The sequence below is a fragment of the Bradyrhizobium sp. B124 genome (genome assembly GCF_038967635.1).
Lineage (GTDB): Bacteria > Pseudomonadota > Alphaproteobacteria > Rhizobiales > Xanthobacteraceae > Bradyrhizobium.
Genome location: NZ_CP152413.1, coordinates 1,476,137 through 1,502,638, shown reverse-complemented (window position 1 = coordinate 1,502,638; position 26,502 = coordinate 1,476,137). Strand labels below are relative to the sequence as shown.

Here is a 26,502-nt window from a genome sequence, read left to right as displayed (position 1 = left end):
GAATTGCGAAGTTTTGAGGCGGCGATTGATTGCGCCCCTGCGAACAACCGTCTAAAACGCCGCAGGGTATCGAGCGAGACGCGGATTCCAGTTTTAAGCCGGAATTTGCCCTCAAGATCAGAATCAAGGCCATTTTCCTCACGCGGGGGTCGAACGCCTCGCGTGGAGAGAACGTTCTGCCACCGCGTGGGCATCAGGGCCCGCGGGAATTGGGAAAGCAATGAGCGCGACCACCGGCACCAAATCTGAAAGCGGCTTGGGCGAGACCATCCGCGTCGTCATCCATGCCCTTCTGATCGCGCTCGTCATCCGCACCTTCCTGTTCCAGCCGTTCAACATCCCCTCGGGGTCGATGAAGGCGACGCTCTTGGTCGGCGACTACCTGTTCGTCTCGAAATATTCCTATGGCTATAGCCACTATTCGATCCCGTTCTCGCCGAACATCTTCTCGGGGCGCATCTTCGGCTCGGAACCGAGCCGCGGCGACATCGTGGTGTTCCGCCTGCCGCGGGATGACTCCACCGACTACATCAAGCGCGTCATCGGGCTGCCGGGCGACCGCATCGAGGTCCGGAACGGGCTGCTCTACATCAACGATGAGCCGATCAAGCGCGAGCGGCTGAGCGATTTCGTCGGCGAGGATCCCTGCGGCTCGGCGGACGCCACCGCGCGGGTCAAGCGCTGGAAGGAAACGCTGCCGAACGGCGTCAGCTATGAGTCGCTCGACTGCACCGACAACAGCTACATGGACAACACCATCGTCTACACCGTTCCGCCCGGGCATTTCTTTATGATGGGCGACAACCGCGACAACTCCACCGACAGCCGCTTCCTGTCGCAGGTCGGCTACGTGCCGTTCGAGAACATCATCGGGCGTGCCCAGATGATCTTCTTCTCGATCGCCGAAGGCGAGCAGGCCTGGATGATCTGGCGCTGGCCGTTCGCAGTGCGGTGGAACCGCCTATTCTCCATCGTGCGATGAACGACGATACCGCAGCCATCAACGACCAAGCGCCCACCGGCGAGCCGAGCCAGACGCCCGCCGCCGAAAGCACGGCCGCGCCGAGGAAGCGGCGCAGCAAGGCCGCCAAGGCGGCTGAAGAGAAGGCCGCGATCGCCGGCACCGAGGCGCGTATCGGGTATACGTTCTCGGATGCCGCGCTGCTGACCACTGCGTTCACCCACGTCTCCGCGCTGAAGCCCGCCACCCGCAACCGCGCCGACAGCTACCAGCGGCTGGAATTCCTCGGCGACCACGTGCTCGGGCTGATCGTGTCCGACATGCTGTTCCGGGCGTTCCCGAAGGCTGACGAGGGCGAATTGTCGAAGCGGCTCGCCGATCTCGTGCGCAAGGAGAGCTGCGCCGACGTCGCCAAGTCGCTCGGGCTGCTCGAGGACATCAAGCTCGGCATGGTGAAGGCGGTCGAGGGCGCCCGGCTGCGCAAATCCGTGCTCGGCGATATCTGCGAAGCGGTGATCGGGGCGATCTTTCTCGACGGCGGCTACGAGGCCGCGCGCCAGTTCGTCGAGCGCAACTGGACCGAGCGGATGCACAAGCTGCGCCGGCCGCTGCGCGATCCCAAGACCGTGTTGCAGGAATGGGCGCAAGGCAAGGGATTGCCGACGCCGGTCTATCGCGAGGTCGAACGCACCGGCCCGCACCACGATCCGCAATTCCGCGTTGCGGTTGACCTGCCGGGCCTCGCCTCCGCCGAGGGCCTCGGGGGCAACAAGCGCGCGGCCGAGAAAGCAGCAGCATCCGCGATGATCGAGCGTGAAGGCGTCGGCACCAATGACTGACGAACCCAAAGGGCAGGGGGACGCGACGCGCTGTGGCTTCGTCGCGCTGATCGGTGCGCCCAATGTCGGCAAGTCGACGCTGGTCAACGCGCTGGTGGGCTCCAAGGTCACCATCGTTTCGCGCAAGGTGCAGACCACACGCGCGCTGATCCGCGGCATCGTGATCGAGGGCAACGCGCAGATCATCCTGGTCGACACGCCCGGCATCTTCGCGCCGCGGCGCCGGCTCGACCGCGCCATGGTGTCGACCGCCTGGAGCGGCGCCCACGACGCCGATCTCGTCTGTGTGCTGCTCGATGCGAAGTCGGGCATCGACGAAGAGGCCAACGCGATCCTGGCCAGGCTCGAAACCGTCGCGCATCCGAAGATCCTGGTGCTGAACAAGGTCGACCTCGTGCAGCGCGAGAAACTGCTGGCGCTGGCGCAGGCCGCCAACGAGCGGATGCGCTTCGAGCACACCTTCATGATCTCGGCGCTGTCGGGCGACGGCGTTGCCGACCTGCGCGAGGCGCTGGCCAAGCTCGTGCCCGCGGGACCGTTCCTCTATCCCGAGGACCAGATGTCGGATGCGCCGATGCGGCATCTGGCGGCCGAGATCACCCGCGAGAAGATCTACAGCCATCTGCATCAGGAATTGCCGTACCAGTCGACGGTCGAGACCGACAGCTGGACCGACCGCAAGGACAAGTCGATCCGCATCGAGCAGACGATCTTTGTCGAGCGCGAGAGCCAGCGCAAGATCGTGCTCGGCAAGGGCGGTGCCACCATCAAGTCGATCGGCGCGCAGGCGCGTGCCGAGATCGCCGAGATCATGGGCGTGCCCGTGCACCTGTTCCTGTTCGTCAAGGTGCGCGAGAACTGGGGCGACGATCCCGACCGCTACAAGGAAATGGGACTGGACTTCCCCAAGGAATGAGCCGGCGCCTGAATGTGCCCAGAGCAGTGAGCGTGCCCAAAGCGATGAACGTGCCCAGAAATGTGCTGTGGTTTGAGGTGCTGCTCTATCTGTCGCTGACGCTCGATGCGTTGTCGGTGGCGTTCCAGGACCGCACGCCGACCGACGTGAGGACTGATCAGATGATCAGCGGCGAGACGCTGACCGCCGGCTGCATGATCCTGCTGCTGGTGTATTTCGTCCGGCTCGCCGCGCAGCACCGCAAGAACTGGCCGCGCTGGGCGCTGGGCGCGATGCTGGTGCTGTCGGTGATCTCGCTGGTGCAGGTGATCGGCGAGAAGGGCCTGGAGCTCGACAGCGCCATCGAGGTGGTGTCCTGCATCCTGACCACGGCCGGGCTGTATTACTCCTTCACCGGCGACGCACAGGGCTGGTTCAACGCGTAGGGCTGCGTAGGGCGGGTTAGCCCAACGGGTCCGCGCCAGCGCGGCCCGATGACAGGCTCCGCCGCAACCCGCCGTGTAACTTCCTGGCGATATCGGCGGATTACGCTGCGCTAATCCGCCCTACATGATACTTTTGCAACCATGGAATGGACCGACGAAGGCATCGTGCTGGGCGTGCGGCGGCATGGCGAATCCTCCGCCATCGTCGAGCTCTTGACGCGCGAGCACGGCCGCCATCTCGGCCTGGTGCGCGGCGGCGCCAGTTCGCGGATGCGGCCGCTGCTGCAGCCCGGCAACAGCGTCACCGCGGTGTGGCGGGCGCGGCTCGACGAGCATCTCGGCATGTACGCGCTGGAAGGCACCCGGCTGCGCGCGGCGACGCTGCTCGCCTCGTCGCATGCGGTCTATGGCGTCACGCACCTGGCGGCTCTGGCTAGGCTGCTGCCGGAGCGCGATCCGCATGAAGACATCTACGAGATGCTGCAGGGGACGCTCGACGATTTCGACGATGCCGGCGTCGCGGCCGTGCACCTGATCCGGTTCGAGCTCGCGATGCTGACCGAGCTCGGCTTCGGGCTCGACCTGGAGAACTGCGCGGCGACCGGAGAGACCACCGACCTGATCTACGTGTCGCCGAAATCCGGCGGCGCCGTGTCCCGCGCTGCCGGCGAGCCGTGGCGCGACCGGCTGCTGCCGTTGCCGGCGTTCCTGCGCGAAGGCGACGGCGGCGCCAACGGCTGGTCGGAGCAGGACCTGCGCGACGGCTTCCAGATCACCGGCCTGTTCCTGCTGCGCCACGTGCTGGAGCCCCGCGGTCAGGGCCATTCCGACGCCCGCGACGGGTTTATCAACGCCGTAACCAGGCCGCGGAGCCGAACGGCGGTTCCGTAAGGCCGCTTCGGGCCCTAAATTCCCGGTGATTCGCGGCTTGCCCGATTCACCGCCAAGGTTTAACGCCTCCCCATGGGAAAACGACAGGTACCGCCGGAAAAGCCGGCCGAAATTCACGAGGTGCCGCTGCGTGATGCGCTCGAGGAGCGCTATCTCGCCTATGCGCTCTCGACCATCATGCATCGTGCGCTGCCGGATGCCCGCGACGGGCTGAAGCCGGTGCATCGCCGTATCCTCTACGGCATGGACCTGCTCGGGCTCGACCCGCGCGCGGCATTCAAGAAGTCCGCCAAGATCGTCGGCGACGTGATGGGCTCGTTCCATCCGCATGGCGACCAGGCGATTTATGACGCCATGGTGCGCCTCGCGCAGGATTTCTCCTCGCGCTACCCGCTGGTCGACGGCCAGGGCAATTTCGGCAATATCGACGGCGATAACGCGGCCGCCTACCGATACACCGAAGCGCGCATGACCGAGGTCGCGCGGCTCCTGCTCGAAGGTATCGACGAGGACGGTGTTGAATTCCGTCTCAATTACGATGGCCAGACGAAAGAGCCGGTGGTGCTGCCCGGCGGCTTCCCGAATTTGCTCGCCAACGGCGCGCAGGGCATCGCGGTCGGCATGGCGACCTCGATCCCGCCGCACAATGCCGCCGAACTCTGCGACGCCGCGCTGCATCTGATCGAGAAGCCCGACGCCAAGTCGAAGGCGCTGCTGAAATGGGTCAAGGGCCCGGACTTCCCGACCGGCGGCATCGTCGTCGATTCCAAGGAATCGATCATCGAGGCCTACACCACGGGCCGCGGCTCGTTCCGCACCCGTTCGCGCTGGACCCAGGAGGAGGGTGCGCGCGGCACCTGGGTGATCGTCGTCACCGAGATCCCGTGGCTGGTGCAGAAGTCCCGGATCGTCGAGAAGATCGCCGAACTCATCAACGAGAAAAAGCTGCCGCTGGTCGGCGATGTCCGCGACGAGTCCGCCGAAGACATCCGCCTCGTGATCGAGCCGAAATCGCGCACCGTCGATCCGGCGCTGATGATGGAATCGCTGTTCCGGCTGACCGAGCTGGAAAGCAAGATCTCGCTGAACCTGAACGTGCTGATCAAGGGCCGCATCCCGAAGGTGGTCGGCCTTGCCGAGTGCCTGCGCGAATGGCTCGATCATCTGCGCGACGTGCTGGTCCGCCGTTCCAACTTCCGCAAGACGCAGATCGAGCACCGGCTGGAAGTGCTGGGCGGCCACCTCGTCGCCTATCTGAACCTCGACAAGGTGATCAAGATCATCCGCACCGAGGACGAGCCGAAGCCGGTCCTGATGAAGACCTTCAACCTCACCGAGGTCCAGGCCGATGCCATCCTCAACATGCGCCTGCGCAATTTGCGCCGCCTGGAGGAGATGGAGATCCGCACCGAGGACAAGGAGCTGCGCAAGGAGCTGAAGGGCATCGAGGGCCTGCTCGGCTCCGAGACCGAGCAATGGGCCAAGGTCAGCGATCAGGTCCGCAAGGTCCGCGATATCTTCGGGCCCAAGACCCCGCTCGGCAAGCGTCGCACCACCTTCGCCGATGCGCCCGAGCATGACCTCGCCGCGATCGAGGAAGCCTTGGTCGAACGCGAGCCGTGCACGGTCGTGATCTCCGAGAAGGGCTGGGTGCGGACGCTGAAGGGCCACGTCGAGGATCTCTCGGGACTCGCCTTCAAGACCGACGACAAGCTCGAGCACTCGTTCTTTGCCGAGACCACCTCGAAGCTGCTGCTGTTCGCCACCAACGGCAAGTTCTACTCGCTCGACGTCGCCAAGCTGCCGGGCGGCCGCGGCCATGGCGAGCCGATCCGCATGTTCATCGACCTCGAGCAGGACGCCGCGATCATCTCGCTGTTCGTCAACAAGGGCGAGCGCAAGTTCCTGATTGCGAGCAGCGAGGGACAGGGCTTCGTCGTCAAGGAAGAGGACTGCGTCGGCAATACCCGCAAGGGCAAGCAGGTGCTCAATGTCGAGATGCCGAACGAGGCCCGTGCGATCACGACCGTGACCGGCGACACCGTCGCGGTGATCGGCACCAACCACAAGATGGTGCTGTTCGGTCTCGACCAGGTGCCGGAGATGGCGCGCGGCCGCGGCGTTCGGCTGCAGAAATACACCAGTTCTGAGCTGTCCGATGTCGCGGTGTTCGATGCCAAGACCGGCCTGACCTGGAAGGACTCTGCCGGCCGTGAGCACAGCATGACCTTGAAGGAACTGGCCGACTGGCGCGGCAACCGCGCCGACGCCGGCCGGCTCGCCCATGGCCTGCCGAAGTCGAACAAGTTCAATCGCGGCGTGGAGTAGTCGCGTAGGGCGGGTTAGGCGCAAGCCGTAACCCGCCGTTCGACAGCCGCGGTGTGATAGTATCCGCATTTCACCGCGCTATAACCGTCGCCAACGATATCGGGCGACGGTTGCCATGGCGCACAATCACGACCACGACCACAGCGGTCATTCTCATGGACATTCCCACGCGGGACATTCCCACGCTGGGCACTCGCACGCCGGGCATTCCCATGCCGGGCACAGCCATGCGCCCGCGAGCTTTGGCACCGCCTTTGCGGTCGGCGCGTCGCTGAACACTGCCTTCGTCATCGCCGAGCTGATCTTCGGCTATTCCGCCAACTCGCTGGCGCTGGTCTCCGACGCCGTTCACAATCTCTCCGACGTCATCGCGCTGCTGCTGGCCTGGGGCGGGGCGTGGCTGGCCGGCCGGCGTCCGACCGACACCCACACCTATGGCTATCGTCGTGCCTCGATCCTGGCGGCGCTGTTCAATGCCGGGCTACTGTTGATTGCGGTCGGCGGCATCGCGGTCGAGGCGATCAACCGCTTCCGCGAGCCGGCCGAAGTCGCAAGCTGGACCGTGGTCTGGGTCGCGGCGCTCGGCATCCTGATCAATGGCGGCACGGCGCTGCTGTTCATGCGCGGCCGCGACAGCGACCTCAACGTGCGCGGCGCCTATCTGCACATGGCGGCGGACGCCGGCGTCTCGCTCGGCGTCGTGATCGCCGCGCTGCTGATCATGGCGACCGGCTGGCAGTGGCTCGATCCGGCAATCAGCCTGGTGATTGCCGTGGTGGTGCTGCTGAGCGGCTGGGAGCTTGCCCGCGACAGCGTCAATCTCGCGCTCGATGCGGTGCCGAGGGGCATCGATCTCAAGCGGGTGAGGGATTATCTCGGCGCGCTCGAGGGCGTCACCGAGGTGCACGATTTGCACATCTGGGCGATGAGCACCAGCGAGACGGCGTTGACCGCACACCTGGTGCGGCCCGGCGGACATGACGATGTCTTCCTGCATCGCGTCTGCGCCGAGCTGTCGGAGCGATTCAGCATCCACCACGCGACCCTGCAGGTCGAGATCAGCAGCGAGACCTGCCGGCTGGCGCCGGCGGAAATGGTCTAGCCCGCGGCGAGCTCTCACTCGCGTTCAATTGATCGATCGACCCATGTCCGTGTCTTCCACGCCTGCCGATGAGGCGGCACATTGCGGCCGCGCGCGTTCAAAAAGCGGGCTCGATCAATGGAGGGCAACGTGAAGAAGGCAATCGGTCTTGCGATGTTGCTCTGGCTCGTGGGCGCGACGTCGCAGGCAGACGCTGAGCCGGCGAAAACAGGCGTCGAGCGGCTCTACATCCTCAACTGCGGCGAAGGCGTTGCCGGCGACATCTCACGCTGGTCGCCCGGCGTTAATGAAGGCAAGTCGATGGATTTCGTCGACAATTGCTATCTGATCAAGCACGCGCAGGGCTGGTTCCTGTGGGACACCGGCATTCCCGATGCGGTGGCGGCGATGCCGAATGGTCTTGCGCCTGCCGATCCCAAGGCCGTGACCTGGCGGCGGCCGAAGACGCTGGCCGCGCAGCTCGAGCAGATCGGGGTGAAGCCGTCGGACGTCAAGGCGATCGCCGTCTCGCATACCCATCCCGATCACATCGGCAATGTCGAGCTGTTCCCGGCCGCGATGCTGTATGTGCAGAAGGCGGAGTATGAATGGCCCGGCGCCAACAACGCGCCACGCTTCAAGCCCGAGCATCCCGTGACGAAACTCGACGGCGACCGCGACGTGTTCGGCGACGGCAGCGTCACCATCCTGTCGACGCCGGGCCACACGCCCGGCCACCAGTCGCTGCTGGTGAAGCTGCCGAACACCGGCGCGGTCGTGCTGACCGGCGATGCGGTTCACTTCAGGGACAATTGGGACAATCGGCGCGTGCCGAGCCTGAATGCCAGCAAGGAGCAGACGCTGGCCTCGATGCAGAAGATCGCCGACACGCTGACGAAGGAGAAGGCGCAGCTCTGGATCAACCACGACAAGGCCCAGCGCGACGGGCTGAAGCTGTCGCCGGACTTCTATGACTGAACGGCTTCGGGGCCGCGCGCTTTCGACCAGTTTCGAAAAATCTGCGCGGTCTCTTCGTCCATCGGAAAGAAGCTTTCGATGCGCAGCTCCTGCAACGTGACGTCCTGGGGGGTTCCCAGCGTCGCGATGGTGGTGAACAGCTGGAGGCGGACGTCGCCCTTGCGGAACAGCATCGGCAGCACCGGTCCGGACACGGGCGCCGCGGGCGGCGCGGCCAACGCAGCCTCGACGCCGCCATAGGCCAAGAGGCGCTTGAGCAAGTCAGCCGTCGCGCTGGTGCCGTCGGCGGCGGCATCGGCCTCGACGCTGCGGACGAAGTAGGCCGCCACCTCGGTCCAGTTGGTGAGCCAGGGCCGCAGCACGCTTGGCGCGACCAGTGCATCGGCGAGATTGATGGGCGTGCCGGGCGCCAGCGGCCCGACCAGGAATTCTACCAGCCGCCCGGCGCCCGCATTGGCGAGCAGCAGATTCCAGTGCCGGTCAACCACGACCGCAGCGAAGGGCTCCTGCTGCGCCAATATGAAATCGAGTGCGTAACGGATCTGGGCGAGCTCGGGCGCGGCAAGATCGGTTTGCCGCCACACCGGCGCGAAGCCGGCCGCGACCAGCAGCGCGTTCTGCTGCCGCAGCGGCACGTCGAGCGCCGCGGCGAGCCGGATCACCATGTCGCGGCTCGGTGCGGCGCGGCCGAGCTCGAGGAAGCTCAGATGGCGCTGCGAAATATCCGCGCGTCCGGCGAGCTCGAGCTGCGAGTGGCCCTTGCGCTGCCGGCACCAGCGCAGGCTGGCTGCAAAATCGCGCTGCTGCGACATGAATACCTACCAGGTAGTTGCCGGAATGGTCTCGCCGGGCAAGATGCCACAAGCGAGCATGAAACGCATGGGGACCGGGATGGGCGAGTGGATCGGCGTCGCGATTGCACTGGTCTCGAGCTGCCTCGGCGGCACGGCGGCGGCGATCACGCGTTACCTGGCAGGCAATGCTGATCCGATCACCCTTGCGATCCTGCGCTGGGCGATCGGCTTTCTCTGCGTGCTTCCCGCCGCGCTCCTGCTCGGGGCGAAGTGGCCGCCGCGCGAGGATCTGCCGGCGGTCGCTGCGCTCGGCATAGCCTTCTTCGGCGTGTTCTTCGTGCTCTATAACATCGCGATGTCCTACACGACGGCGGCGCGCGCCAGCCTTGCGCTCGCGACGTTGCCGCTCTCGACCATGGTGGTCGGTGCCTTGCTTGGCATCGAGCCGCTGACGATGCGCAAATCGATCGGAGTTTCAATTGCGGTGCTCGGCGTGGCCGCCGCGCTGGCATCCGGGCTGTCGGCGGCGCCGGCGGGTGCATGGCGCGGCGAACTGATCATGGCCGCCGCGGTGCTCTGCATGGCGTTCTACAACGTGCTGTCGCGACCGTTCATCCGCCGCTCAAGCGCGCTCGGCTTCCTCACGGTGGGCATGGGCGCGGGCGCGGCGGCGCTCGTGGCGGTAGGGGCGTTCACCGGCAGCCTGGCGACGCTGCGCGATTTCGGTCCATCGCAGTGGATCGCGGGGCTCTATCTCGGGATAGCTGGCGGCGCGCTGGCCTTCATCCTGTGGGTGCTGGCGCTCGAGCGGGCCTCACCGACCCGTGTCGCCAACACCATGACGGTCAATCCGATCGCCGCCGGGCTGCTGGCCAAGCAGCTGGTCGGCGAGCCGATCACGACCAATCTGGTGGTCGGTCTGATCGCCGTCTTCGCTGGAATCTGGATCGCGACCAAACCAGCCTGATCAGCTGTGCGGGGCGGACGGCGCGGTCACCGGCGGGGCGGGCGCGTGCTTCGGCTTCATCGTGCCGGCGTAGAACGACAGGGCGTAGACTAGGATGATGCCGGCCAGATAGACCCCATAGGATTGCGGCGGGGTGATCGCCCATCGCATGAGGCGTCGGATCGGATTCGGCTGGCCGGCGTCGTTATCCATGCGCCCTTTTGCGCGAAGGCCGGGGCAAAGGGAAGCGGAATCGCCGCCGTTCGGCGGCATCGTTCCGCCCGAAAATGGCGAGGCGGGCGGCCTTGCAATACTGGACTAGCGTCCGCATCTGTCACGCGACGACCAGCCCTTCCTCCCGCACCAATTGCCCGGCATAATCCTACGTATGGAACTGACGCCCCGTTTGCGCCTGATGAATTGGCTGGTCCGCCAGGGTCTGACCGGCCTGCCGGAAAACGACCTGCTGCGCGGCTTCTGCGAGCGCTGCCGGGCGGCCGGCATGCCGTTGTCGCGGGCGATCGTCTTCATCGACACCCTGCATCCGATCTTCGAGGGACGCGGCTTCCGCTGGAACGACGGCGAGAGCAACGAGGCCGACATCTTCGAATACGGCTCGACCAGCAGCGGCGAGGCCAGCCAGAACTGGCGGCGGTCGGCGTTCCATCACATGCTCGAAAACGGCCATGACGAGATGGTGATCGATCTCAACGGCTCGCACGATTTTTCAATGATCGGTGAGCTCGCCGAGAAGGGCCACAAACACTTCGCCGCCTTCGTGCATCGCTTCGGCGAGGCCGGCACGATCGGCGAGATGGACTGCTTCTACTCCTACTACACCACCCGCCGTTCGGATGGCTTCGACGAGAACCATATGTCGGCGCTGCGCGACCTGGTGCCGGTGCTCGGGCTCGCGATCAAATCGGCCGCCCAGGTCGAGATCGCCCGCACGCTCGGACGGGTCTATCTCGGCCGCGAGACGGCGGAGCAGGTGCTGCGCGGGCGCATGCAGCGCGGCATCACCGAGAAGATCAAGGCTGTGCTGTGGTACTCCGACGTGCGCGGCTCGACCGCGATCAGCGAGCGCATCGGTCCGGACGAGATCATCCCGTTCCTCAACGACTATGCGCAGGCCTCGATCGACGCGATCCATGATGCCGGCGGCGAAGTATTGAAGCTGATCGGTGACGGCGTGCTCGCGATGTTCACCGGCGAGAACATGGCAAGCGCCAGGCGCGCGGCACTGCGCGCCGAGCACAGATTCCGCCATAACATCCGCGTGCTGAACGATCGTCGCGAGAACGAGAGCCGGCCGACCACCACGGCCTATGTCGGCCTCCATGTCGGTGAGGTCTTCTACGGCAATATCGGCAGCGAGGACCGGCTGGACTTCACGGTGGTCGGGCCCGCCGTCAACGAGGTCAGCCGGATTGCCTCGATGTGCGCCTCGGTCGACCGCGAATTGCTGACCTCGACCGATTTCCGCACCGGCCTCGACGCCGCCGGCCGCAACTATCTGGTCTCCACCGGCCGCTTCGCCTTGCGCGGCATCAGCCATGCGCAGGATCTCTATACGCTGGATCCGGCCGTTACCGCCGACGAGGTCGTCGGCGGCAAGTACGAGCGCTATCTGGCGAGCTGATCTCTCTCCCCGTCATTGCGAGGAGCACAGCGAAGCGAAGCAATCCATGTCCTCACAAGCGGGGGAATGGATTGCTTCGCTTCGCTCGCAATGACGTTGAGGGGCGAGACTAGCACCGCACCGGTTCGCCGACCATGTCAGGCTGACGCCTCAGCGACACCGCGGGCGACATCAGGATCACCAGCGCCTGGACGGCGAAGATCGCAGCGGCGAGGTAAAGGCAGGCTTCGGCGCCGTAGAGGCCACCGACGACGGCGCCGAGTGCGGAGCCGAGCGGCCGGGCGCCGTAGCTCATGATGTTGATCGCCGAGACGCGGCCGAGCAGCGACGGCGGCGTCACCGACTGCCGCAGCGTGGTGGTCGAGATCACCCACAGGATCGGGCCGACGCCGAGCAGGAAGAAGCCGAGGCCCGCGAGCAGCGGCGTCGCAATCCAGGTGGTCAGCGCCATTACGAGTGAGGCGACGAGGCCGGTGACCGGGCCGAGCCCGATCACGGTGCCGAACGCCAGCCGCTTCATCACGCGGGTTGCGAACAGCGCGCCGACCACCATGCCGACCCCGTACATCGCGAGCGTCGTACCGACACCGGTGGCGCTGAGCCCGAGATGGCGCACCGCATACGGCACGAACACGGCGAGCAGCAGGAACGATGCCGTGTTGAAGATGAACTGGGTGATGAACACCGGCCGCAGCAAGGCGTGATGCATCACGAAGGCCGCGCCTTCCTTGATGTCCTGCATCGGATGACGCCGCGGGGCAGGCTGGCGTGCCGGCTCGTAGATGCCGGCGAGCAGCACGACCGCGATCGCCGACAGCGCCGCGGCAAAGCCGAATGCGGGCGCAGCGCCGACCCAGCCGACCAGCACGCCGCCGAGCGCGGGTCCGCTGGCAAATGCGACGGTGCGCGCAAGTTCGATACGGGCATTCGCGGCCGGCAACTGCTGCGAGGTCACGAGCGACGGGACCAGCGCAGGAGCTGCGACGCTGTATGCAACCGTGCCGCAGACCGCGATGAAGCCGAGCAAGGCGAGCATCGGCAAGGTCATCGCGCCGAACCACAGCAACAGCAGGATCGCGGCAAGTGCGGCGGCGCGTAGTGCCTCGGAGCCCGCCATCACCCAGCGCCGCGACACGCGGTCGGCCAGCAGGCCGGCGGGAATTGCAAACAGGATGAACGGCAGCGTCAGTGCGGTCTGCAACAGGCCGGTCTGGCCTTCGCCGACGCCGAGCACCAGCACGGCGACGATGGGGGCGGCGGCAAGCGCAATCTGCTCGGCCGATTGCGCGGCGAGGTTGGACCAGGCCAGGCGATTGAAGGTGGCGGGCAGGCGCGGCGTATCGGCGGACATGGCAGAATCCTCAGGGAAATTCGATCTGGCCATAGTGTGTGATTGGAAGACGCCCGATCCCACCCGTTTCCCGACAACGCCAAAAACAAGGCCCGCCGTGAGAGGCGGGCCTTGTCACTGATAGCAGAGCGCGGTCACACCATCACGGTGTGGGCCCCGGAGCGAGCTGACCGGTGATGGTGCCGACCAACGTCGCGGGCCGGCTGTCGTCGCTGACCGCAGGCGCCGGAGTAACCTCCGTCTTGCGCTGCGCCAGCGCGCTGGTCAGGCTGGTGAGCGCATCGGGGCCGGCCGGGAAGCCTGCCTCCGAGAGGATCTTGTCGATCATCGGCTTGAACGCCGAGACCGACAGCAACTGCGCGGCGAGGCCGTCGCCGAGCCCGAGACCGCCATTGCCGTTGGCATGGCCGTTGGTGCCGCCGCGGCCCAGCATGCTGCCGGTGTCGAAGATCCGGATGTCGGAGATCTTCTCGATCGGCTTCACCGCCTCGGCGAGCGCGCTCGGGATCACGTTGATCCGCGCGAGGTTGAGATCGTAGGCAATCATGTCGGCGCTCAGCTTGTTGCGCGCCTCGGCCTTCAACGTCGCGACTTCCGCTTCAGCCTGGCCGAGCGCCTTGACGCCGGCGGCGCGGGTGGTGGCTGCGTTGGCGTCGGCTTTCGCCAGCACGTTGGTGGCCTCGGCCTTGTTGGCTGCAGCCTGCTTTTCGGCCTCCGCCATCACCGTGATCGGCATCGCATTGGTCTCGGCGACCTTGCGCGCGGCGATCACGTTGATGATCTTGTCGCGCTCGGCGACCTCGGTGGCGCGGGCGGTGGTGACCTTTTCCTCGGCTGCGATCGCGAGTGCGCGTGCGGTCTCGGCGATGGTCTGGGCTTCCGATTGCTCCTTGCTCTTGGTGGCGACCGCGATCGCAGCCTCCTGCGCCACGATCTGGAGCTCGCGGTCGGTTTCGGTGGTGCGGCGCTTGACGGCGAGATCGGCCTCGATCTTGCGGGTGTCGCGGGCCTGGTTGGCCTCGGTCTGCTTGTTGGCGACCGCAAGCTCCTGCTGAATGCGGTACTCGGCTTCGTTCTGCAACGCGGTCTGCTCGACCTGCGCGGTCTGGGCGCGCATCGCGGCGGTCTTGTTGGCGATGTCGCGCTGCTGGGCGAGCTCGGCCTCGCGCTTGGTGCTCTCGATCGTCAGCGTGGTCTGCCGCGCCACCAGATCCTGCTGGGCGATATTGACCTCGGTGGTGCGGACGATCTGGTTGCGCTCCTGTTCGCGCTCCTTGGTGATCTTGGTCAGGGTGGTGAGGCCGTGTGCGTCGAAGAAATTGCTCGGATTGAAGTGCTTGATGTCGCTCTGGTCGAGCCGGGTCAGCGACACCGATTCAAGCTCGAGGCCGTTGTTCTGGATGTCGGCGCCGACCGCGTCCTGCACCGCCTTGACGAAGGTCGCGCGCTGCTCCTGCAATTCCTCAAGGTTCATGGTCGCGGCGACCGAGCGCAGGCCGTCGACGAACTTGGCTTCGACCAGTTCGCGGAGCTCGGCCGCGTCATTGGTGCGGTTGCCGAGCGTCTGCGCGGCCAGCGCGATCGACGAAGAGTCGGGTTTGACGCGCAGATAGAACTCGGCGCCGATATCGACGCGCATGCGGTCCTTGGTGATCAATGAATCCGGGCCGCCGCGCGCGACCTCGAGCCGCAGGGTCTTCAGGTTCACCGCGGCGGTGGAGTGGAAGATCGGCAGCACGAGCGAGCCGCCGTCGAGCACGACCTTCTGGCCGCCGAGGCCGGTGCGCACATAGGCCTCATCGCGTGTCGAGCGCTTGTAGAGTTTTGCGAAAAGCAGGCCAATGACGAGGATCGCGAGGACGCCAATGGCGACGGGTACAGCAAGTTCCCACATATGTTATGCCCTGTTGGAAGATCGTTGTTGTTCAATGAGGTCGGAAGGAGCGGCGATCGCAATGAATCCTTTGGTATCGCGGTCGACCAGCAACACGCTGGCGCCGACCGGCAATGCCTCGGACTCCGCGCTGGCCCGCGCCGACACGGTGTGCCAGTTGCCGAAGACATCCTTGAGACGGACCCTGCCGGGCAGGCCCTGATCGAGCGGGCCGACCGACACGGTTGCGACCTTGCCGACAAAGTCGCTGTCGTTGACCGCATAGCTCTCGTCGCGCGGAATGATGCGGGCGAGGCCGCGGCTCGTATTTCTGATCACGGGGATGCTGCCTGCGGCAGCAATCACCGCGGCAATCGAGACCGGAATGGCGGTGCCTGCGGCATGCGCCAGTCCCTGAAGCAGGAAGCCTCCGATCGAGAATATGCCAAGTATCAGGATGATCAGGATCAGGAGGGGAAGCCGCCCGGCGTTGATCCAGAGAAACAGGCCACTGAGAGCATTGTGGCTCTCGGCCTCGACCGCGAAATCCTTACCGACGAGTTCGCTGATCGAAAGTCCGACCATGGTGGTCAGCAGCTCGATACCGCCAAGTGCCACCATGATCGCAGCCGCGACCGCGAAGGGCCGCACGTCCGGGGCGAGCAGAATGTCGCCAACTGCACTCATTTTTCTGACTTGATCCTTTCAAGCCGCGCCGCGATTTCCTTTTCGCGGTGCAGGCGATCGAGTTCGTCGAGCTCCTTGTCGCCGAGCACGCTTGCAGCGGGGACACCGGTAACCCGGGCGATCGCCGCCATGGCGCGTTCGGCACTCAATGTATTGGTCGTCGATGGGCTCCGGCTGGTTTCGTCCTTGGCCTCGCGGATCAGACTTTGTTCGAGATCGGCCAATCGCGCCTCTGCCTCGCGGCGCGCGCCGAGCATGGCTTGCAGCGCCTTGGTCTGCTCGTCGATCTCGAGTTCGATGAAATCCATCGCGCGTTCCAGCGCGATCACCTGCGACTCCAGGTCAATTTGCCGTGCGACGCCGGCGCGCGCGAGATCCTCGCGACTTTCCGCAAGTGCGAGACGGATCTTCTCGTTCAGAGCAGTCGTCTCGGTATCCAGTTCTTCGCGGCGCCTCTTCAAACGGAATTCCTCGGCGCGCGACTTGCCGAGCGCATAGCGCGCTTCGTCGGCGCCCGCGTCGATCTCGCGGATCGCCTGCTTGACCAGCGCGACCTTGTTGTTGCTCTCGACGTTGTCGATGGTCTGGCTGGCGATGGCGGCAAGAAGCCGGCCCATGCGCGCAAGGATGCCTTCGTGAAGCATGGTCTTCTCCTCCGGTTGTGCTGATTTCGATTTGACGGCGATGTGGATTTCGTAGCCGCGTCCATCCGAGATCAAATGCGCCGGGAAGGGGCTTTCCCAGCCCGAGACATATCCCGGCACGTCGAACGGCACCAAGACGCGTCCGCTGACAGTGCTAATGGTCAGTGAAGTTGGCCCCTTGATCGCAAACAACTTGTCGTCGAGCGGTATCCGGCGGACGGCGGCGCCTGCGATGTAGTTGGCGCGGTCGCGCAGGCCGAGCGTCACCAGCCGTGCGGGCAGGCCGGTTTCCTTGCGGATCTTCTCGTAGGCCTGGGCGTGCAGCGAGACGAGGTTGGCGCCGACGGGGGCGACCTCGGCGAGGATCGCCATCATCCGGTCGTAGGCCGCAAAGGTCGCCTCGATCGCCTCGATGCCCGACGGGTAGGGGGCGAGGGCGTAACGCAGCGTTGCGGTTGGCGTCTCGACGGATAGCTTGATCATGCGTCTAACGTAAAGCACTTCCTGAGTACTTTACAAGACAGGCAGTCGGTATCATTTTCGTGAGCCTAGATGCAGTTGCAAATGAGTTGCAATAACGGGAGGGATCGGTCATGCTTCTCGAATGGACGCTCGGACTCCTGAAATGTCTTCCGTTTCTGCTCCTGACGCCGTGCCAGATGGCTGGCGGGGCGATGCCGGCCATGCGCGCAGCCTGCCCGAGGTGAACGCGACCGTTGCGGTGCCGAGCACGGGCGTGTGGTGGCGGCGGCTGTTGGCTTTCGCCGGGCCGGGCTACCTGGTCTCGGTCGGCTATATGGACCCCGGCAATTGGGCGACCGACCTCGCGGGCGGATCGAAGTTTGGCTACACGCTGCTGTCGGTCATCTTGCTCTCCAACCTGATGGCGATCCTGCTGCAGGCGCTTTCGGCCCGGCTCGGCATCGCGACCGACCGCGACCTGGCACAGGCCTGCCGCGCGACCTATTCGCGGCCGGTGAATTTGCTGCTGTGGCTCGCCTGCGAAGCCGCGATCATCGCCTGCGACCTCGCCGAGGTGATCGGCACTGCGATCGCACTCAAGCTGCTGTTCGGCATTCCCCTGATCGGCGGCGCGCTGCTTGCGGCGCTCGATGCGTTCCTGCTGCTGCTCCTGATGAACCGCGGCTTCCGTTTCCTCGAGGCCTTCGTGATCGCGCTCCTGATCGTCATCGCGGTCTGCTTCGTGGTCCAGATCGCCGCTGCCGCGCCGCCGATTGCCGGCGTGATCGGCGGCTTCATGCCGTCGCGCGAGATCGTCACCAATCCGGAGATGCTCTACATCGCGATCGGCATCATCGGCGCCACCGTGATGCCGCATAACCTCTATCTGCACTCCTCGATCGTGCAGACCCGGGCCTATCCGCGCACCGAGGAGGGCCGGCGCGACGCGATCAAATGGGCGACCACCGACTCCACCATCGCGCTGATGCTGGCACTGTTCGTCAACGCCGCGATCCTGGTGCTGGCGGCCGCGACCTTCCACAAGAGCGGCCACTCTGATGTCGCCGAGATCGACCAGGCTTTCGAGCTGCTGTCGCCGCTGCTCGGCCTCGGCATCGCCTCGACGCTGTTTGCCGTGGCGCTGCTCGCCTCTGGCCTGAACTCGACGGTGACTGCAACGCTCGCCGGCCAGATCGTGATGCAGGGCTTTCTCGACCTCAAGCTGCCCGACTGGCTGCAGCGGCTGGTGACCCGCGGCATCGCGATCGTGCCGGTCATCGTGGTGGCGGCGCTCTATGGCGAGAGCGGCACCGCGCAGCTTTTGGTGTTCAGCCAGGTCGTGCTGTCGATGCAGCTGCCGTTCGCGGTGATCCCGCTGGTGCGCTTCGTGTCCGACAAGCGCAAGATGGGCGCGTTCGCGATTTCGCGCCCCGTTGCGGTGGCAGCATGGATCGTCGCCGGCCTGATCGTGATCCTGAACGTGAAGCTGCTGATCGATACGATCTTCGGCACCTAGAGCGCCTGACTGAAGAGGCGCTAGTCCTGCGGCTCGGCCAGCGCCTCGCCTGACGCGTCGACGCGCAGCCAGCCCGACGGCGCGAGCCGCTGCTGGGGCAGGAAGCGGCCCTTGTAGTCCATCTTCTTGGAGCCCTCGATCCAGTAGCCGAGATAGACGTAGGGCAGGCCCTGCCGGCGGGCGCGGGCGATGTGGTCGAGGATCATGAAGGTGCCGAGCGAGCGGGCCTCAAGCCCCGGCTCGAAGAACGAATAGACCATCGACAGCCCGTCGCTGAGCACGTCGGTCAGCGCCACCGCCATCAGCTCGTCGCCGCGGCCGGTGATGGCGCTGTCGGCATTGCGCTTGCGGTACTCGATGATCCGGGTCTCGACATGGCTGTCCTCGACCATCATCGCGTAGTCCAGCACGGTCATGTCGGCCATGCCGCCGTTGCGGTGGCGGCGGTCGAGATAGGCACGGAAGACCGAATATTGCTCCGAGGTCGGGACCGCCGTGCGCTGCTCGCCGATGATGTCGGCGTTGCGGGCCAGCACCTTGCGGAAGTTGCGGGAGGGACGGAATTCGTTGGCGACGACCCGGACCGAGACGCAGGCCCGGCAGGCGTCGCAGGCCGGGCGGTAGGCGATCGACTGGCTCCGGCGGAAGCCGCCATGGGTCAGCAAGTCGTTGAGATCGCCCGCTTTGTCGCCAACCAGGTGCGTGAAAACCTTCCGCTCATGCCGGCCCGGCAGATAGGGGCAGGGTGAGGGCGCCGTCAGATAGAACTGGGGGGTATCACGCGAGTGCTGGGTCACGTCTGATCGTCGGGCTCCACATACAATACAGGCAGCCGAGTTAGCATCGCCCCCCGGAGGCTAACGGTCAATTGGTTTAGGCGGGCCTAATAAGAGGCCCGCGCGGCCGGGGTGACCTGGGTCCGGACCGAGCTGTTGATCATGACGGTTCCGAGGATGATGTCGTGCAGCAGCCGGCGGCGGCCGTTGAGGAGTCCGACCAGCAGCACCAGCGGCGACAGGAACGAGATCGTCACCCAGAACAGCACCGCGTGGGTGGCGCCGAGCACGAAATAGCCGCGCGCGCCGTACCAGGTGCGCAGTTCCAGATCCATCATGCGCATGCCAACCGTGGCCGAGTGCTGCCCGCCGATCGAGGCGCCGTAATAGACGATGGCCCAGACGATCGAAGCGGGCGACACCAGCCAGAACAGCGCCCAGCCGAGGCCGAGCGTGACGACGCCGAAGATCGCGATGAAGATCACCGCCAGGATCACCGGCACCGACAGCACGAAGAGGTCGATCAGGAACGCAAAGATACGCCGCGTCAGCACGCCGCGGAACAGTTCCGGCTGCATCAACGGATCGAACGCGTGCGGCGGAACGCCGCCGTCGTTGCGCCAGGTGCCGCTGTCATTGCCGTAAGACATGACCAACCTCCGATGAAACTCCCGCGCAGGACATGGGAGCACGAGGCTCGCCTGCCAAGTCCGCGCGAACATTAACTAGCCGAAATATTCCGGCGATTCGGCGGCCGAAACCGCCCGCCTCGGTGTAGGCTGGCGGTTGCGTGACGGCGGGGGACAGATGGGCACACAGATCGGGTTGCGCTGCCGCTGTGGCGAGGTTCGGGGTGTGGTCACGAACGCCGCGCCGACGGCCGCCAACCGCGTCGTCTGCTACTGCGACGACTGCCAGGCGTTCATGCACCGGATCGGCCGGGCCGATCTGCTCGATGTCCACGGCGGTACCGACATCGTCCAGGTCGCCCCGGCGTCGCTCAGTTTCGTGCAGGGGCATGACAGGATCGCCGGGCTGCGCCTGACGCCCCAAAGGGCTGTACCGATGGCACACCACCTGCTGCAATTCGCCGGTGGGCAACTCGCTGACACCTGCCGTCCCGTTCGTCGGAATCGTGGCGCAGGCCTTCGACGGCGGCGCGGTGCGCGTGGACGAGGTGTTCGGCAGGCCAACCGGCGCAATCCTCGGCAAATATGCGATCGGCGAAGCTCCGAAGGGATCGACCGGCTTCAACCTGCCGCTGATCCTGCGCGCGATCGGCAAGGTGTTGGGCTGGCGCCTGCGCGGCAAGGCCTGGCCGCATCCGTTCTTCAAGCGCGAGACAAATGAACCGATCTACCCGCTGAGGGTGCTGTCGCAGGACGAGCGCGAGGCGCTGCGCCCGCTCTGCGGTCCACGTCCAGCCGCGCCGGCCGGACCCGCATAGCGCCGTTACGATTCCGCCTTGATCTTCTCGGCGGCCTTCGGCGCGAAATAGGTGAGGATGCCGTCGGCGCCGGCGCGCTTGAAGCCGACCAGGCTCTCCATCATCGCGCGCTCGCCGTCGATCCAGCCATTGGCGGCGGCGCCCGCGATCATCGCGTATTCGCCGGACACCTGGTACACGAAGGTCGGCATCGCGAAATGGTCCTTCACGCGGCGGACGATGTCGAGATAGGGCATGCCCGGCTTCACCATCACCATGTCGGCGCCCTCGGCGATGTCGAGCTCTACCTCGCGCAGCGCCTCGTCGGAATTGGCGCTGTCCATCTGATAGGTGCGCTTGTCGCCGGTCAGCGTCTTGGCCGAGCCGATCGCGTCGCGGAACGGGCCGTAGAAAGCGGAAGCATATTTCGCCGCGTAGGACATGATCTGGACGTCGCCGAAGCCGTTGTCGTCGAGCGCCTCGCGGATCGCGCCGATCCGGCCATCCATCATGTCCGACGGTGCGATCACGTCGCAGCCGGCCTCGGCCTGGGTCAGCGCCTGCTTGACCAGCACCGCGACGGTCTCGTCGTTGAGGATCTTGCCGCCCTCGATCAGCCCGTCATGGCCATGGCTGGTGAAGGGATCGAGCGCCACGTCGCAGAGCACGCCAATATCGGGAAACTCTTTCTTGATCGCGCGCACGGCCTGGCAGACCAGATTGTCGGGGTTGAGGGCTTCCGAACCTTGCTCGTCGCGCAGGGCCGGCTCGGTGAAGGGGAACAGCGCGATGCAGGGGATGTTGAGTTTTGCGGCGCGCTCGGCGTCGCGGACGATCTGGTCGACGGTGAGCCGCTCGACGCCGGGCATCGAGGCCACCGGCGTGCGGGCGTTGTGGCCATCGACCACGAACATTGGCCAGATCAGGTCGTCGGTGGTCAGCACATTCTCGCGCACCAGGCGGCGGGCCCATTCGGACTTGCGATTGCGGCGCATCCGGATCGTGAGGTCGAGTGAGGGGGAGGCGAGGGCATCAGTCTGGCGCCGCGGCGTATCGCGCAGTTCGATCGGGCGCCCGAATTTGATCGCCATATTGTCTTCTCCTCGACGGACGGCTGGTCTGGACTTGATATAAGTTCGCTTCTAGCACCTGTCAGGGGCGCCGTCATTGCGCCGCTATTGCAGCCCTGTTGCACCCTTGTTGCACCCTTGACGCCCTTGATCTGCCGCAACGGCGATTGATTTTGGGCCCCCGGCGGGCCAAGACTGCGCCATGAACCCCATTTTGCGGCCGCCATGCGGCGATTCGGATGTCTGACACCTCTGCACGCGATCAGGCGCGGGACAACGCCATCTCGGTGAGCGCGATCTCGTCCGACCGGATCGAGCCGGACGACAATGCGTGGACGCGGCGCCTTGTCATCTTCCTGCGCATCATGGCCGTCGTCTCGGTCGCCAAGGGCCTTTATCACTGGGCCCAGGTGACGGGCTTCGTCGGCGGCGAGGAGGAGGCCTTCGAGAACCAGTCGATGGCCTGGCAGACCGCCACGATCTATTTCGCCGTCATCGAGCTCGTCGCCGCCGTCGGGCTCTGGCTTGCGACGCCGTGGGGCGCCGTGGTCTGGTTGACCACCGTGGTGTCGATGGCCGTCATCGAGCTGATGTTTCCGGGCATCTATGGCGGCAGCCTCACCGTGGTCGGGCTCGAGGCCGTGATGCTCGCGGCTTATCTGGCGCTGGCCTGGATGTCGGCGCGCGAACGCCCGCCATAGGCCTTGCGCACCGCGATGGCTTGAGCACTGTTGCCTGGCTGCGACAGCGCGGCGAAGAGCTGACGGTGACAGCCAATATTTGCCAGTCGTGCGCGCAACGAGAAGACAGCGTCGCTGGTTCTGCTAGGTGGATGCCACAGATCGCATCCCCATTTAAGGCGTCCCATCGCGGCAGCGCCTTTGCGGGACCTGCCGTCGGGACCCATTTCACCGGATCTCGGCGCGTGTGCCGGCCGGCTTTGCGCGGGCCGACGGCGGAACCGATCTGCCGCGGCGACGAACGGGGGCCGCTTGCGCGCATCCCACGCGTCCCGCCCCGAGGCACTCCCATAAAATTTTCGAAGAATTTTCCGGTAACCGATCGGTCACCGTAAAGGGTTCCCTCATACCCGTTACGCCACCGTTTCGAATTCAGACGCTGCTGTTTCCGAATGTGACAGGTGAGGCACACGAAGCGTGAACAAGGGCCCGCCACCGTCAATGAACAGTTGCGAAAAGTCCTTGATCCATGGGCTTAATCCACGATTCACTGTCTTAAATTCATGATCTCTTTATTCTCTTATTTAAGCGGATATTCAAACGGCCCCCCTTACGTTGGACCTATCAGGCGGGACACAAGTTTCGTCGAAATAAAGTCGATAAAAACGACAAACAGGGGAAGTGTCATGATGAAAGCCGTTGCGACAACGGCGGCGGATGCCGCTGATCGCGCTACCGGTCAAGCTCCGGTGCAGCCGCTCTATCTCGAAGCCCTGACTTTGGTGGAGCGGCTGCATCGCCGGCTCCTCGACGTCATCAAGGACGAATTCGATCGTCGTGGCCGCGCCGACATCAACTCGGTGCAGGCGCTGCTCCTCTACAATATCGGCGACAAGGAACTGACCGCCGGCGAGCTGCGCACCCGCGGCTACTATCTCGGCTCCAACGTCTCCTACAATCTGAAGAAGCTCGTCGAGCTCGGCTTCCTCGATCACCAGCGCTCGCGCGTCGATCGCCGCTCGGTCCGCATCCGTCTGACCCCGCAGGGCCAGGAAGTCCGCAAGATCGTCGATGCGCTCTATCAGAAGCACGTCAAGACGGTCGAGCAGGTCGGCGGCATCTCGAACGAGGAATTCGCGAGTCTCAACAAGTCGCTGCACCGCCTCGAGCGCTTCTGGACCGACCAGATCCTGTATCGCCTCTGAGCCTTCCTCGTTTCGCCTGATGGCCAAGCCGGCCCCCCCACAAGACCGGCAGCCTCCCTCCAGTCAACGCATCGGTCATGCCCGGCCGATGCGTTTTTCGTGCTGCACCTGCGAAAATAAATAGGTCCCGGCGAGGAACCAAGGCGTTCCCTGCGGCTTATCCGTTAGCCCGGGCATCATGAGGACCAATTGGACCTCATGACGCTGCAATCCTTTAATTGGGCGCGTTCTCTTCACGCGAACCGGTGTCCACTTCGCTTGAAAACGCTGATGGAGAGGCAGGGATATGCTGGTCGAACGCGGGATTGAGGTGCTGAACGTCGAGGTCGTCGGTGACGCCTACGCGATCGCGTCGAATTACCTGCGCAAATCCGGCGTCATTCCCGACACATTCGCCACCAATGAGCGCCTGCTCGGCATCGTCGTGAAGCTGTTCCAGCGCGGTGAGCTGAACCGACTCCGCCTCGCCAACAAGGCGATCGCGAAGTTCGAGGCCGAGACGCTGGTGGTCGCCTGAGCGTCAACCCGGAGACATCAATGGAAGCCGCGATCGATCGGATCATGCAGACGTATGATCTGCTGCTCAACCGCACGTCCGCTGCAAGCGACGAAGCACGGGCGAAGGTGAGAGAGTACGTGCAGACGCTGTTCGAGGCGGGCGAGCGCGATACGCATCGGTTGACCGTGTGCGGTCTGACCTATCTGCGCCAGCTCGACGGCAGCACCGACCATGTGAAGGCCGGGTTTACCGGGCTGTAGCGGTCTGGCATCGTAGCCTGATTCACCTGTCAAACAGCTTATTCGGTGTCATCACCCGCGCATGCGGGTGATCCAGTATTCCAGAGACGCTAGTGTTTGAGCCGAGAGGCCGCGGCGTACTGGATCGCCCGGTCAAGCCGGGCGATGACAGCTGAGAATGAGGTGAGAATGAGGACGCAGCTTCGCATTCTCGCGACATCATCTGTCCGAAGTTTTGCAACTCGTTCCGCCCTCTCTCTCGCAGAGGGCGCAGGGAAAGCCGGGTGCCGATCGCACCCATGGGCCCCGAGCAATGGGTAGGAAGCTCGGGGGTAGGACCACAGGTGTAACCGGAGCAATCCGGCTTTCCCTGCGCGATGGCTTACGGCTTACTTCGTGCTCTCCCCGGCGAGACTGGGCTTGTTTGTCACCGTCTTCACAACGCGCATCGCGCAATGCGAAAAGACACCTACCGCTAGGGCGTCAGGACCACACGACTTCACCGTCCGCTTCGCGTGCCTTCGTCAGTCGCACGCTCGGCGTCCACCGCATCTCACCGCAACACCCGTGACGATGCGCAGCGCCCCTCGATCGGGTGAGACGGGCAGACCATACACTGAGTTGTATTTCGGATAAAGCGAAATATTTTTGCGCAAGGCGGTTGACAGGTTTTTGCTGAGTTGCCCGTCGGGTTGTTTTGCCGCACGTCGCGGGGAGGGGGGCCGCGCAAGTCAAGCACGCGGCCTGGTTTCTGCGGCTCTCTGTGTGTCCGGAAACGCCGCCGGCCTGGTTCCGTCGCCGGAACACCGTACTGATCCGGATTTCATCGCAAGCCAGGATGGCCGTAGTACAACTCTGCCGGCACTACTTTTGTTTACAGAGCACTTTTTAACTTTTGAGTTTTTACAGATCCATTCCAACCGGCAGAAAAGGACCGCCCGTGTGACGGTCCTTTTCGATTCGATTGCTCACCGCAGCAGGAGCCACGCCACGCTGGCGAGCAGGGCCATCAGCGACACCACCGCAGCGCCGACAAAGGCAAGCTCCACGCCGTCGAAATGATGATGGTTGCGGTGATGGTTCGCCTGCATCGTCGCCCTCCTAGATGGGCGTCCGTTGACTTGGGGACATCAGCCATTCCGACATGTGCGCGGCGGCTTCATTATGCTGCGCTCGCTGGAGCAGCGCGTCACGGTCTCGACCAGCGGGAAGTTGCCCGGCACGGTCGCGAAGTTCTTTCGCTCCCTGCGTGAGCCGGATTTCGAGCGTATCGGCTTGCTTCACGCGGCGGCGGATTTGTCCCATGCATTTCCCTTTATCGGTTCCTGCCCGGAACAAGAGCCCAATTGTCGGGACACCGTAAGGTTCCAAGCTCAAAGCTTCTTCAGCAACCAATTCCCTTGCTCCAATGCGCGCGGCAAGAGCGTTGCCGCGCGTCAGCGCTCACCGGCAATCCGGCTCACCTGATCCCGGTTCGAGATCGGGCGGCAGCCCTGAAGCCAGGGGTACTCCGGCGCGTATCGGTGGAGACGCGCACCGGCGATGTGGCGAGCTCTGGTCCCGGCACGTCGCAGGCGGGGCAGGTATTCTTCAGCCATGTCAGTACACGCGCCATCGAGGCTGTATGTCGCCTGATGGTTGATTCCCTTGATCTCGAAACGCTCATGTCAGTTATCCCATGATGCCGCTTCGTCGGCATGCACGACCGTCCCTTCGCGATGCGAGCGCGAATGAATGAAGCGACCTGGCTTTCCGAATTGAAAATTGCCGGGACGGAAGTTTCTCCGCGCTCCCGGACTATGACCACAACTCTGAGCTTGCCGTTCCGGTTCCAGGCAAAGCGACGATCGATGCGATCCGCCGTCATATTGGCGGACTTCACGCCGCCGCTACGAAGTCAAAACTGAAATGGAGCGACCGAAACGGACAATTTTCCGTCGGCTGATTTTTGCGCGGTGAATTCCACCTCTTTCGACGCCTTGACGTCGCCGACGGATACCGAAATCCCGCCGCTGCACTGCAGGGTTCGCTTGTCCCTGCTCGTCGAAGTCGTGACGATTCTTTCACCGAGCAGGTATTGGGGCCGCGAGTTCTCCGGATCAGGCTTCGCCGTTGGCTCCCTGGCGGCGTAGTTGACCAGCGGATCTTTGGTGAGATCGCTCACATGCGGCCCGAGCAGCAGCGAGGGACACATATCCAAACGGATCGACACCCAGCAGAGCCGCTGATCTCTGACGGTCCGTGGCCCTTGTTCTGTCGAGGAACCAACGAAA

General features: G+C 64.7%; 28 protein-coding genes. 17 read left to right on the top strand and 11 right to left on the bottom strand.

Going from position 1 to position 26,502, the window contains the following annotated elements:
• Nucleotides 1-220 precede the first annotated feature (220 nt).
• The 8 genes from lepB to AAFG13_RS07040 all read left to right on the top strand — a co-directional run bounded on the left by lepB (nt 221) and on the right by AAFG13_RS07040 (nt 8,419).
• Nucleotides 221-982 carry a signal peptidase I gene (gene lepB, locus AAFG13_RS07075; RefSeq protein ID WP_212318733.1) on the top strand — a complete coding sequence of 254 codons (762 nt, stop codon included), beginning with the start codon at nt 221-223 and terminating at the stop codon, nt 980-982.
• Entirely contained in the window at nt 979-1,800 is an 822-nt protein-coding gene (rnc, locus tag AAFG13_RS07070; RefSeq protein ID WP_212318735.1) for a ribonuclease III, read from the top strand. Before lepB ends, rnc begins: the two co-directional genes overlap by 4 nt.
• On the top strand, nt 1,793-2,716 hold the full coding sequence (gene era / locus AAFG13_RS07065; RefSeq protein WP_342711569.1) for a GTPase Era: 924 nt from the start codon (nt 1,793-1,795) through the stop codon (nt 2,714-2,716). The genes rnc and era overlap by 8 nt, the downstream gene beginning before the upstream one ends.
• Before the next feature lie 44 nt (nt 2,717-2,760).
• Nucleotides 2,761-3,141 (top strand): hypothetical protein, encoded by a 381-nt coding sequence (locus AAFG13_RS07060; protein ID WP_342711568.1) that lies wholly within the window; start codon nt 2,761-2,763, stop codon nt 3,139-3,141.
• Between the two features lie 141 nt (nt 3,142-3,282).
• A complete protein-coding gene (recO, locus tag AAFG13_RS07055) occupies nt 3,283-4,032 on the top strand; it encodes a DNA repair protein RecO (protein WP_342711567.1) in 750 nt (249 codons plus the stop codon).
• A gap of 72 nt (nt 4,033-4,104) precedes the next feature.
• Nucleotides 4,105-6,360, top strand: a complete 2,256-nt coding sequence (gene parC, locus AAFG13_RS07050; RefSeq protein WP_342711566.1) for a DNA topoisomerase IV subunit A — start codon at nt 4,105-4,107, stop codon at nt 6,358-6,360.
• A 115-nt stretch (nt 6,361-6,475) separates the two neighbouring features.
• Complete coding sequence (locus tag AAFG13_RS07045; protein WP_342711565.1) at nt 6,476-7,462, top strand: cation diffusion facilitator family transporter; 987 nt, start codon at nt 6,476-6,478, stop codon at nt 7,460-7,462.
• 153 nt (nt 7,463-7,615) lie between these two features.
• Nucleotides 7,616-8,419 carry an N-acyl homoserine lactonase family protein gene (locus AAFG13_RS07040; RefSeq protein WP_342713564.1) on the top strand — a complete coding sequence of 268 codons (804 nt, stop codon included), beginning with the start codon at nt 7,616-7,618 and terminating at the stop codon, nt 8,417-8,419.
• Here AAFG13_RS07040 and AAFG13_RS07035 read toward each other — a convergent pair.
• Nucleotides 8,410-9,231, bottom strand: a complete 822-nt coding sequence (locus tag AAFG13_RS07035) for a helix-turn-helix domain-containing protein (protein ID WP_342711564.1) — start codon at nt 9,229-9,231, stop codon at nt 8,410-8,412. The genes AAFG13_RS07040 and AAFG13_RS07035 overlap by 10 nt on opposite strands.
• 79 nt (nt 9,232-9,310) lie before the next feature.
• Here AAFG13_RS07035 and AAFG13_RS07030 point away from each other — a divergent pair, with 79 nt between their 5' ends.
• Nucleotides 9,311-10,180, top strand: a complete 870-nt coding sequence (locus AAFG13_RS07030; RefSeq protein ID WP_212318797.1) for a DMT family transporter — start codon at nt 9,311-9,313, stop codon at nt 10,178-10,180.
• On the opposite strand, the gene AAFG13_RS07025 is transcribed toward AAFG13_RS07030, so the two are convergent.
• Entirely contained in the window at nt 10,181-10,372 is a 192-nt protein-coding gene (locus AAFG13_RS07025) for a hypothetical protein (RefSeq protein WP_342711563.1), read from the bottom strand.
• A gap of 175 nt (nt 10,373-10,547) precedes the next feature.
• Here AAFG13_RS07025 and AAFG13_RS07020 point away from each other — a divergent pair, with 175 nt between their 5' ends.
• A complete protein-coding gene (locus AAFG13_RS07020) occupies nt 10,548-11,801 on the top strand; it encodes an adenylate/guanylate cyclase domain-containing protein (RefSeq protein WP_342711562.1) in 1,254 nt (417 codons plus the stop codon).
• A 109-nt stretch (nt 11,802-11,910) separates the two neighbouring features.
• Here the strand turns inward: AAFG13_RS07020 and AAFG13_RS07015 are convergent, their stop codons facing one another.
• The 4 genes from AAFG13_RS07015 to AAFG13_RS07000 form a co-directional block, all read right to left on the bottom strand.
• A complete protein-coding gene (locus AAFG13_RS07015; protein ID WP_212318755.1) occupies nt 11,911-13,152 on the bottom strand; it encodes an MFS transporter in 1,242 nt (413 codons plus the stop codon).
• A gap of 142 nt (nt 13,153-13,294) precedes the next feature.
• Complete coding sequence (locus AAFG13_RS07010) at nt 13,295-15,046, bottom strand: flotillin domain-containing protein (protein WP_342711561.1); 1,752 nt, start codon at nt 15,044-15,046, stop codon at nt 13,295-13,297.
• 3 nt (nt 15,047-15,049) lie between these two features.
• Nucleotides 15,050-15,712, bottom strand: coding sequence for an OB-fold-containig protein (locus tag AAFG13_RS07005; RefSeq protein ID WP_212318759.1), 663 nt, complete (start codon nt 15,710-15,712; stop codon nt 15,050-15,052).
• Nucleotides 15,709-16,839, bottom strand: coding sequence for a PspA/IM30 family protein (locus AAFG13_RS07000; protein ID WP_342711560.1), 1,131 nt, complete (start codon nt 16,837-16,839; stop codon nt 15,709-15,711). Before AAFG13_RS07000 ends, AAFG13_RS07005 begins: the two co-directional genes overlap by 4 nt.
• 121 nt (nt 16,840-16,960) lie before the next feature.
• Here AAFG13_RS07000 and AAFG13_RS06995 point away from each other — a divergent pair, with 121 nt between their 5' ends.
• Nucleotides 16,961-18,334 carry an Nramp family divalent metal transporter gene (locus tag AAFG13_RS06995; protein ID WP_212318763.1) on the top strand — a complete coding sequence of 458 codons (1,374 nt, stop codon included), beginning with the start codon at nt 16,961-16,963 and terminating at the stop codon, nt 18,332-18,334.
• A 20-nt stretch (nt 18,335-18,354) separates the two neighbouring features.
• Here the strand turns inward: AAFG13_RS06995 and AAFG13_RS06990 are convergent, their stop codons facing one another.
• Together AAFG13_RS06990 and AAFG13_RS06985 are read right to left on the bottom strand one after the other, a co-directional pair.
• Entirely contained in the window at nt 18,355-19,131 is a 777-nt protein-coding gene (locus AAFG13_RS06990) for an arginyltransferase (protein ID WP_092114746.1), read from the bottom strand.
• Between the two features lie 86 nt (nt 19,132-19,217).
• Nucleotides 19,218-19,760 carry an RDD family protein gene (locus AAFG13_RS06985; RefSeq protein WP_212318765.1) on the bottom strand — a complete coding sequence of 181 codons (543 nt, stop codon included), beginning with the start codon at nt 19,758-19,760 and terminating at the stop codon, nt 19,218-19,220.
• 407 nt (nt 19,761-20,167) lie between these two features.
• On the opposite strand from AAFG13_RS06985, the gene AAFG13_RS06980 reads away from it, so the two are divergent.
• Nucleotides 20,168-20,557 (top strand): DUF6151 family protein, encoded by a 390-nt coding sequence (locus AAFG13_RS06980; protein WP_342713563.1) that lies wholly within the window; start codon nt 20,168-20,170, stop codon nt 20,555-20,557.
• A gap of 5 nt (nt 20,558-20,562) precedes the next feature.
• Here the strand turns inward: AAFG13_RS06980 and hemB are convergent, their stop codons facing one another.
• Nucleotides 20,563-21,627: a porphobilinogen synthase gene (gene hemB, locus AAFG13_RS06975; RefSeq protein ID WP_212318768.1), complete on the bottom strand. Its 1,065-nt coding sequence runs from the start codon at nt 21,625-21,627 to the stop codon at nt 20,563-20,565.
• Nucleotides 21,628-21,845: 218 nt separating this feature from the next.
• On the opposite strand from hemB, the gene AAFG13_RS06970 reads away from it, so the two are divergent.
• The 4 genes from AAFG13_RS06970 to AAFG13_RS06955 all read left to right on the top strand — a co-directional run bounded on the left by AAFG13_RS06970 (nt 21,846) and on the right by AAFG13_RS06955 (nt 24,250).
• Nucleotides 21,846-22,307, top strand: a complete 462-nt coding sequence (locus tag AAFG13_RS06970; RefSeq protein ID WP_050422596.1) for a DUF6163 family protein — start codon at nt 21,846-21,848, stop codon at nt 22,305-22,307.
• Between the two features lie 665 nt (nt 22,308-22,972).
• The gene (locus tag AAFG13_RS06965) at nt 22,973-23,491 is read left to right on the top strand and encodes a MarR family winged helix-turn-helix transcriptional regulator (RefSeq protein ID WP_018271925.1); all 519 of its coding nucleotides are present in this window, start codon (nt 22,973-22,975) and stop codon (nt 23,489-23,491) included.
• A 286-nt stretch (nt 23,492-23,777) separates the two neighbouring features.
• Nucleotides 23,778-24,008, top strand: coding sequence for a hypothetical protein (locus AAFG13_RS06960; RefSeq protein ID WP_092125669.1), 231 nt, complete (start codon nt 23,778-23,780; stop codon nt 24,006-24,008).
• A 20-nt stretch (nt 24,009-24,028) separates the two neighbouring features.
• The gene (locus AAFG13_RS06955; RefSeq protein ID WP_212318770.1) at nt 24,029-24,250 is read left to right on the top strand and encodes a hypothetical protein; all 222 of its coding nucleotides are present in this window, start codon (nt 24,029-24,031) and stop codon (nt 24,248-24,250) included.
• Nucleotides 24,251-25,197: 947 nt separating this feature from the next.
• On the opposite strand, the gene AAFG13_RS06950 is transcribed toward AAFG13_RS06955, so the two are convergent.
• The gene (locus tag AAFG13_RS06950) at nt 25,198-25,320 is read right to left on the bottom strand and encodes a hypothetical protein (protein WP_276327612.1); all 123 of its coding nucleotides are present in this window, start codon (nt 25,318-25,320) and stop codon (nt 25,198-25,200) included.
• A 73-nt stretch (nt 25,321-25,393) separates the two neighbouring features.
• Here AAFG13_RS06950 and AAFG13_RS06945 point away from each other — a divergent pair, with 73 nt between their 5' ends.
• Entirely contained in the window at nt 25,394-25,696 is a 303-nt protein-coding gene (locus AAFG13_RS06945) for a hypothetical protein (protein ID WP_212315033.1), read from the top strand.
• A gap of 430 nt (nt 25,697-26,126) precedes the next feature.
• Here the strand turns inward: AAFG13_RS06945 and AAFG13_RS06940 are convergent, their stop codons facing one another.
• The gene (locus AAFG13_RS06940; protein ID WP_342711559.1) at nt 26,127-26,441 is read right to left on the bottom strand and encodes a hypothetical protein; all 315 of its coding nucleotides are present in this window, start codon (nt 26,439-26,441) and stop codon (nt 26,127-26,129) included.
• Nucleotides 26,442-26,502 lie beyond the last annotated feature (61 nt).

Bases quoted from the DNA above. Each gene is read 5' to 3' on its own strand.
- lepB (WP_212318733.1), top strand. From the start codon at position 221: ATGAGCGCGACCACCGGCACCAAATCTGAAAGCGGCTTGGGCGAGACC.
- rnc (WP_212318735.1), top strand. From the start codon at position 979: ATGAACGACGATACCGCAGCCATCAACGACCAAGCGCCCACCGGCGAG.
- era (WP_342711569.1), top strand. From the start codon at position 1,793: ATGACTGACGAACCCAAAGGGCAGGGGGACGCGACGCGCTGTGGCTTC.
- AAFG13_RS07060 (WP_342711568.1), top strand. From the start codon at position 2,761: ATGAACGTGCCCAGAAATGTGCTGTGGTTTGAGGTGCTGCTCTATCTG.
- recO (WP_342711567.1), top strand. From the start codon at position 3,283: ATGGAATGGACCGACGAAGGCATCGTGCTGGGCGTGCGGCGGCATGGC.
- parC (WP_342711566.1), top strand. From the start codon at position 4,105: ATGGGAAAACGACAGGTACCGCCGGAAAAGCCGGCCGAAATTCACGAG.
- AAFG13_RS07045 (WP_342711565.1), top strand. From the start codon at position 6,476: ATGGCGCACAATCACGACCACGACCACAGCGGTCATTCTCATGGACAT.
- AAFG13_RS07040 (WP_342713564.1), top strand. From the start codon at position 7,616: ATGTTGCTCTGGCTCGTGGGCGCGACGTCGCAGGCAGACGCTGAGCCG.
- AAFG13_RS07035 (WP_342711564.1), bottom strand. From the start codon at position 9,231: ATGTCGCAGCAGCGCGATTTTGCAGCCAGCCTGCGCTGGTGCCGGCAG.
- AAFG13_RS07030 (WP_212318797.1), top strand. From the start codon at position 9,311: ATGGGCGAGTGGATCGGCGTCGCGATTGCACTGGTCTCGAGCTGCCTC.
- AAFG13_RS07025 (WP_342711563.1), bottom strand. From the start codon at position 10,372: ATGGATAACGACGCCGGCCAGCCGAATCCGATCCGACGCCTCATGCGA.
- AAFG13_RS07020 (WP_342711562.1), top strand. From the start codon at position 10,548: ATGGAACTGACGCCCCGTTTGCGCCTGATGAATTGGCTGGTCCGCCAG.
- AAFG13_RS07015 (WP_212318755.1), bottom strand. From the start codon at position 13,152: ATGTCCGCCGATACGCCGCGCCTGCCCGCCACCTTCAATCGCCTGGCC.
- AAFG13_RS07010 (WP_342711561.1), bottom strand. From the start codon at position 15,046: ATGTGGGAACTTGCTGTACCCGTCGCCATTGGCGTCCTCGCGATCCTC.
- AAFG13_RS07005 (WP_212318759.1), bottom strand. From the start codon at position 15,712: ATGAGTGCAGTTGGCGACATTCTGCTCGCCCCGGACGTGCGGCCCTTC.
- AAFG13_RS07000 (WP_342711560.1), bottom strand. From the start codon at position 16,839: ATGATCAAGCTATCCGTCGAGACGCCAACCGCAACGCTGCGTTACGCC.
- AAFG13_RS06995 (WP_212318763.1), top strand. From the start codon at position 16,961: ATGGACGCTCGGACTCCTGAAATGTCTTCCGTTTCTGCTCCTGACGCC.
- AAFG13_RS06985 (WP_212318765.1), bottom strand. From the start codon at position 19,760: ATGTCTTACGGCAATGACAGCGGCACCTGGCGCAACGACGGCGGCGTT.
- hemB (WP_212318768.1), bottom strand. From the start codon at position 21,627: ATGGCGATCAAATTCGGGCGCCCGATCGAACTGCGCGATACGCCGCGG.
- AAFG13_RS06970 (WP_050422596.1), top strand. From the start codon at position 21,846: ATGTCTGACACCTCTGCACGCGATCAGGCGCGGGACAACGCCATCTCG.
- AAFG13_RS06965 (WP_018271925.1), top strand. From the start codon at position 22,973: ATGATGAAAGCCGTTGCGACAACGGCGGCGGATGCCGCTGATCGCGCT.
- AAFG13_RS06960 (WP_092125669.1), top strand. From the start codon at position 23,778: ATGCTGGTCGAACGCGGGATTGAGGTGCTGAACGTCGAGGTCGTCGGT.
- AAFG13_RS06955 (WP_212318770.1), top strand. From the start codon at position 24,029: ATGGAAGCCGCGATCGATCGGATCATGCAGACGTATGATCTGCTGCTC.
- AAFG13_RS06950 (WP_276327612.1), bottom strand. From the start codon at position 25,320: ATGCAGGCGAACCATCACCGCAACCATCATCATTTCGACGGCGTGGAG.
- AAFG13_RS06945 (WP_212315033.1), top strand. From the start codon at position 25,394: ATGCTGCGCTCGCTGGAGCAGCGCGTCACGGTCTCGACCAGCGGGAAG.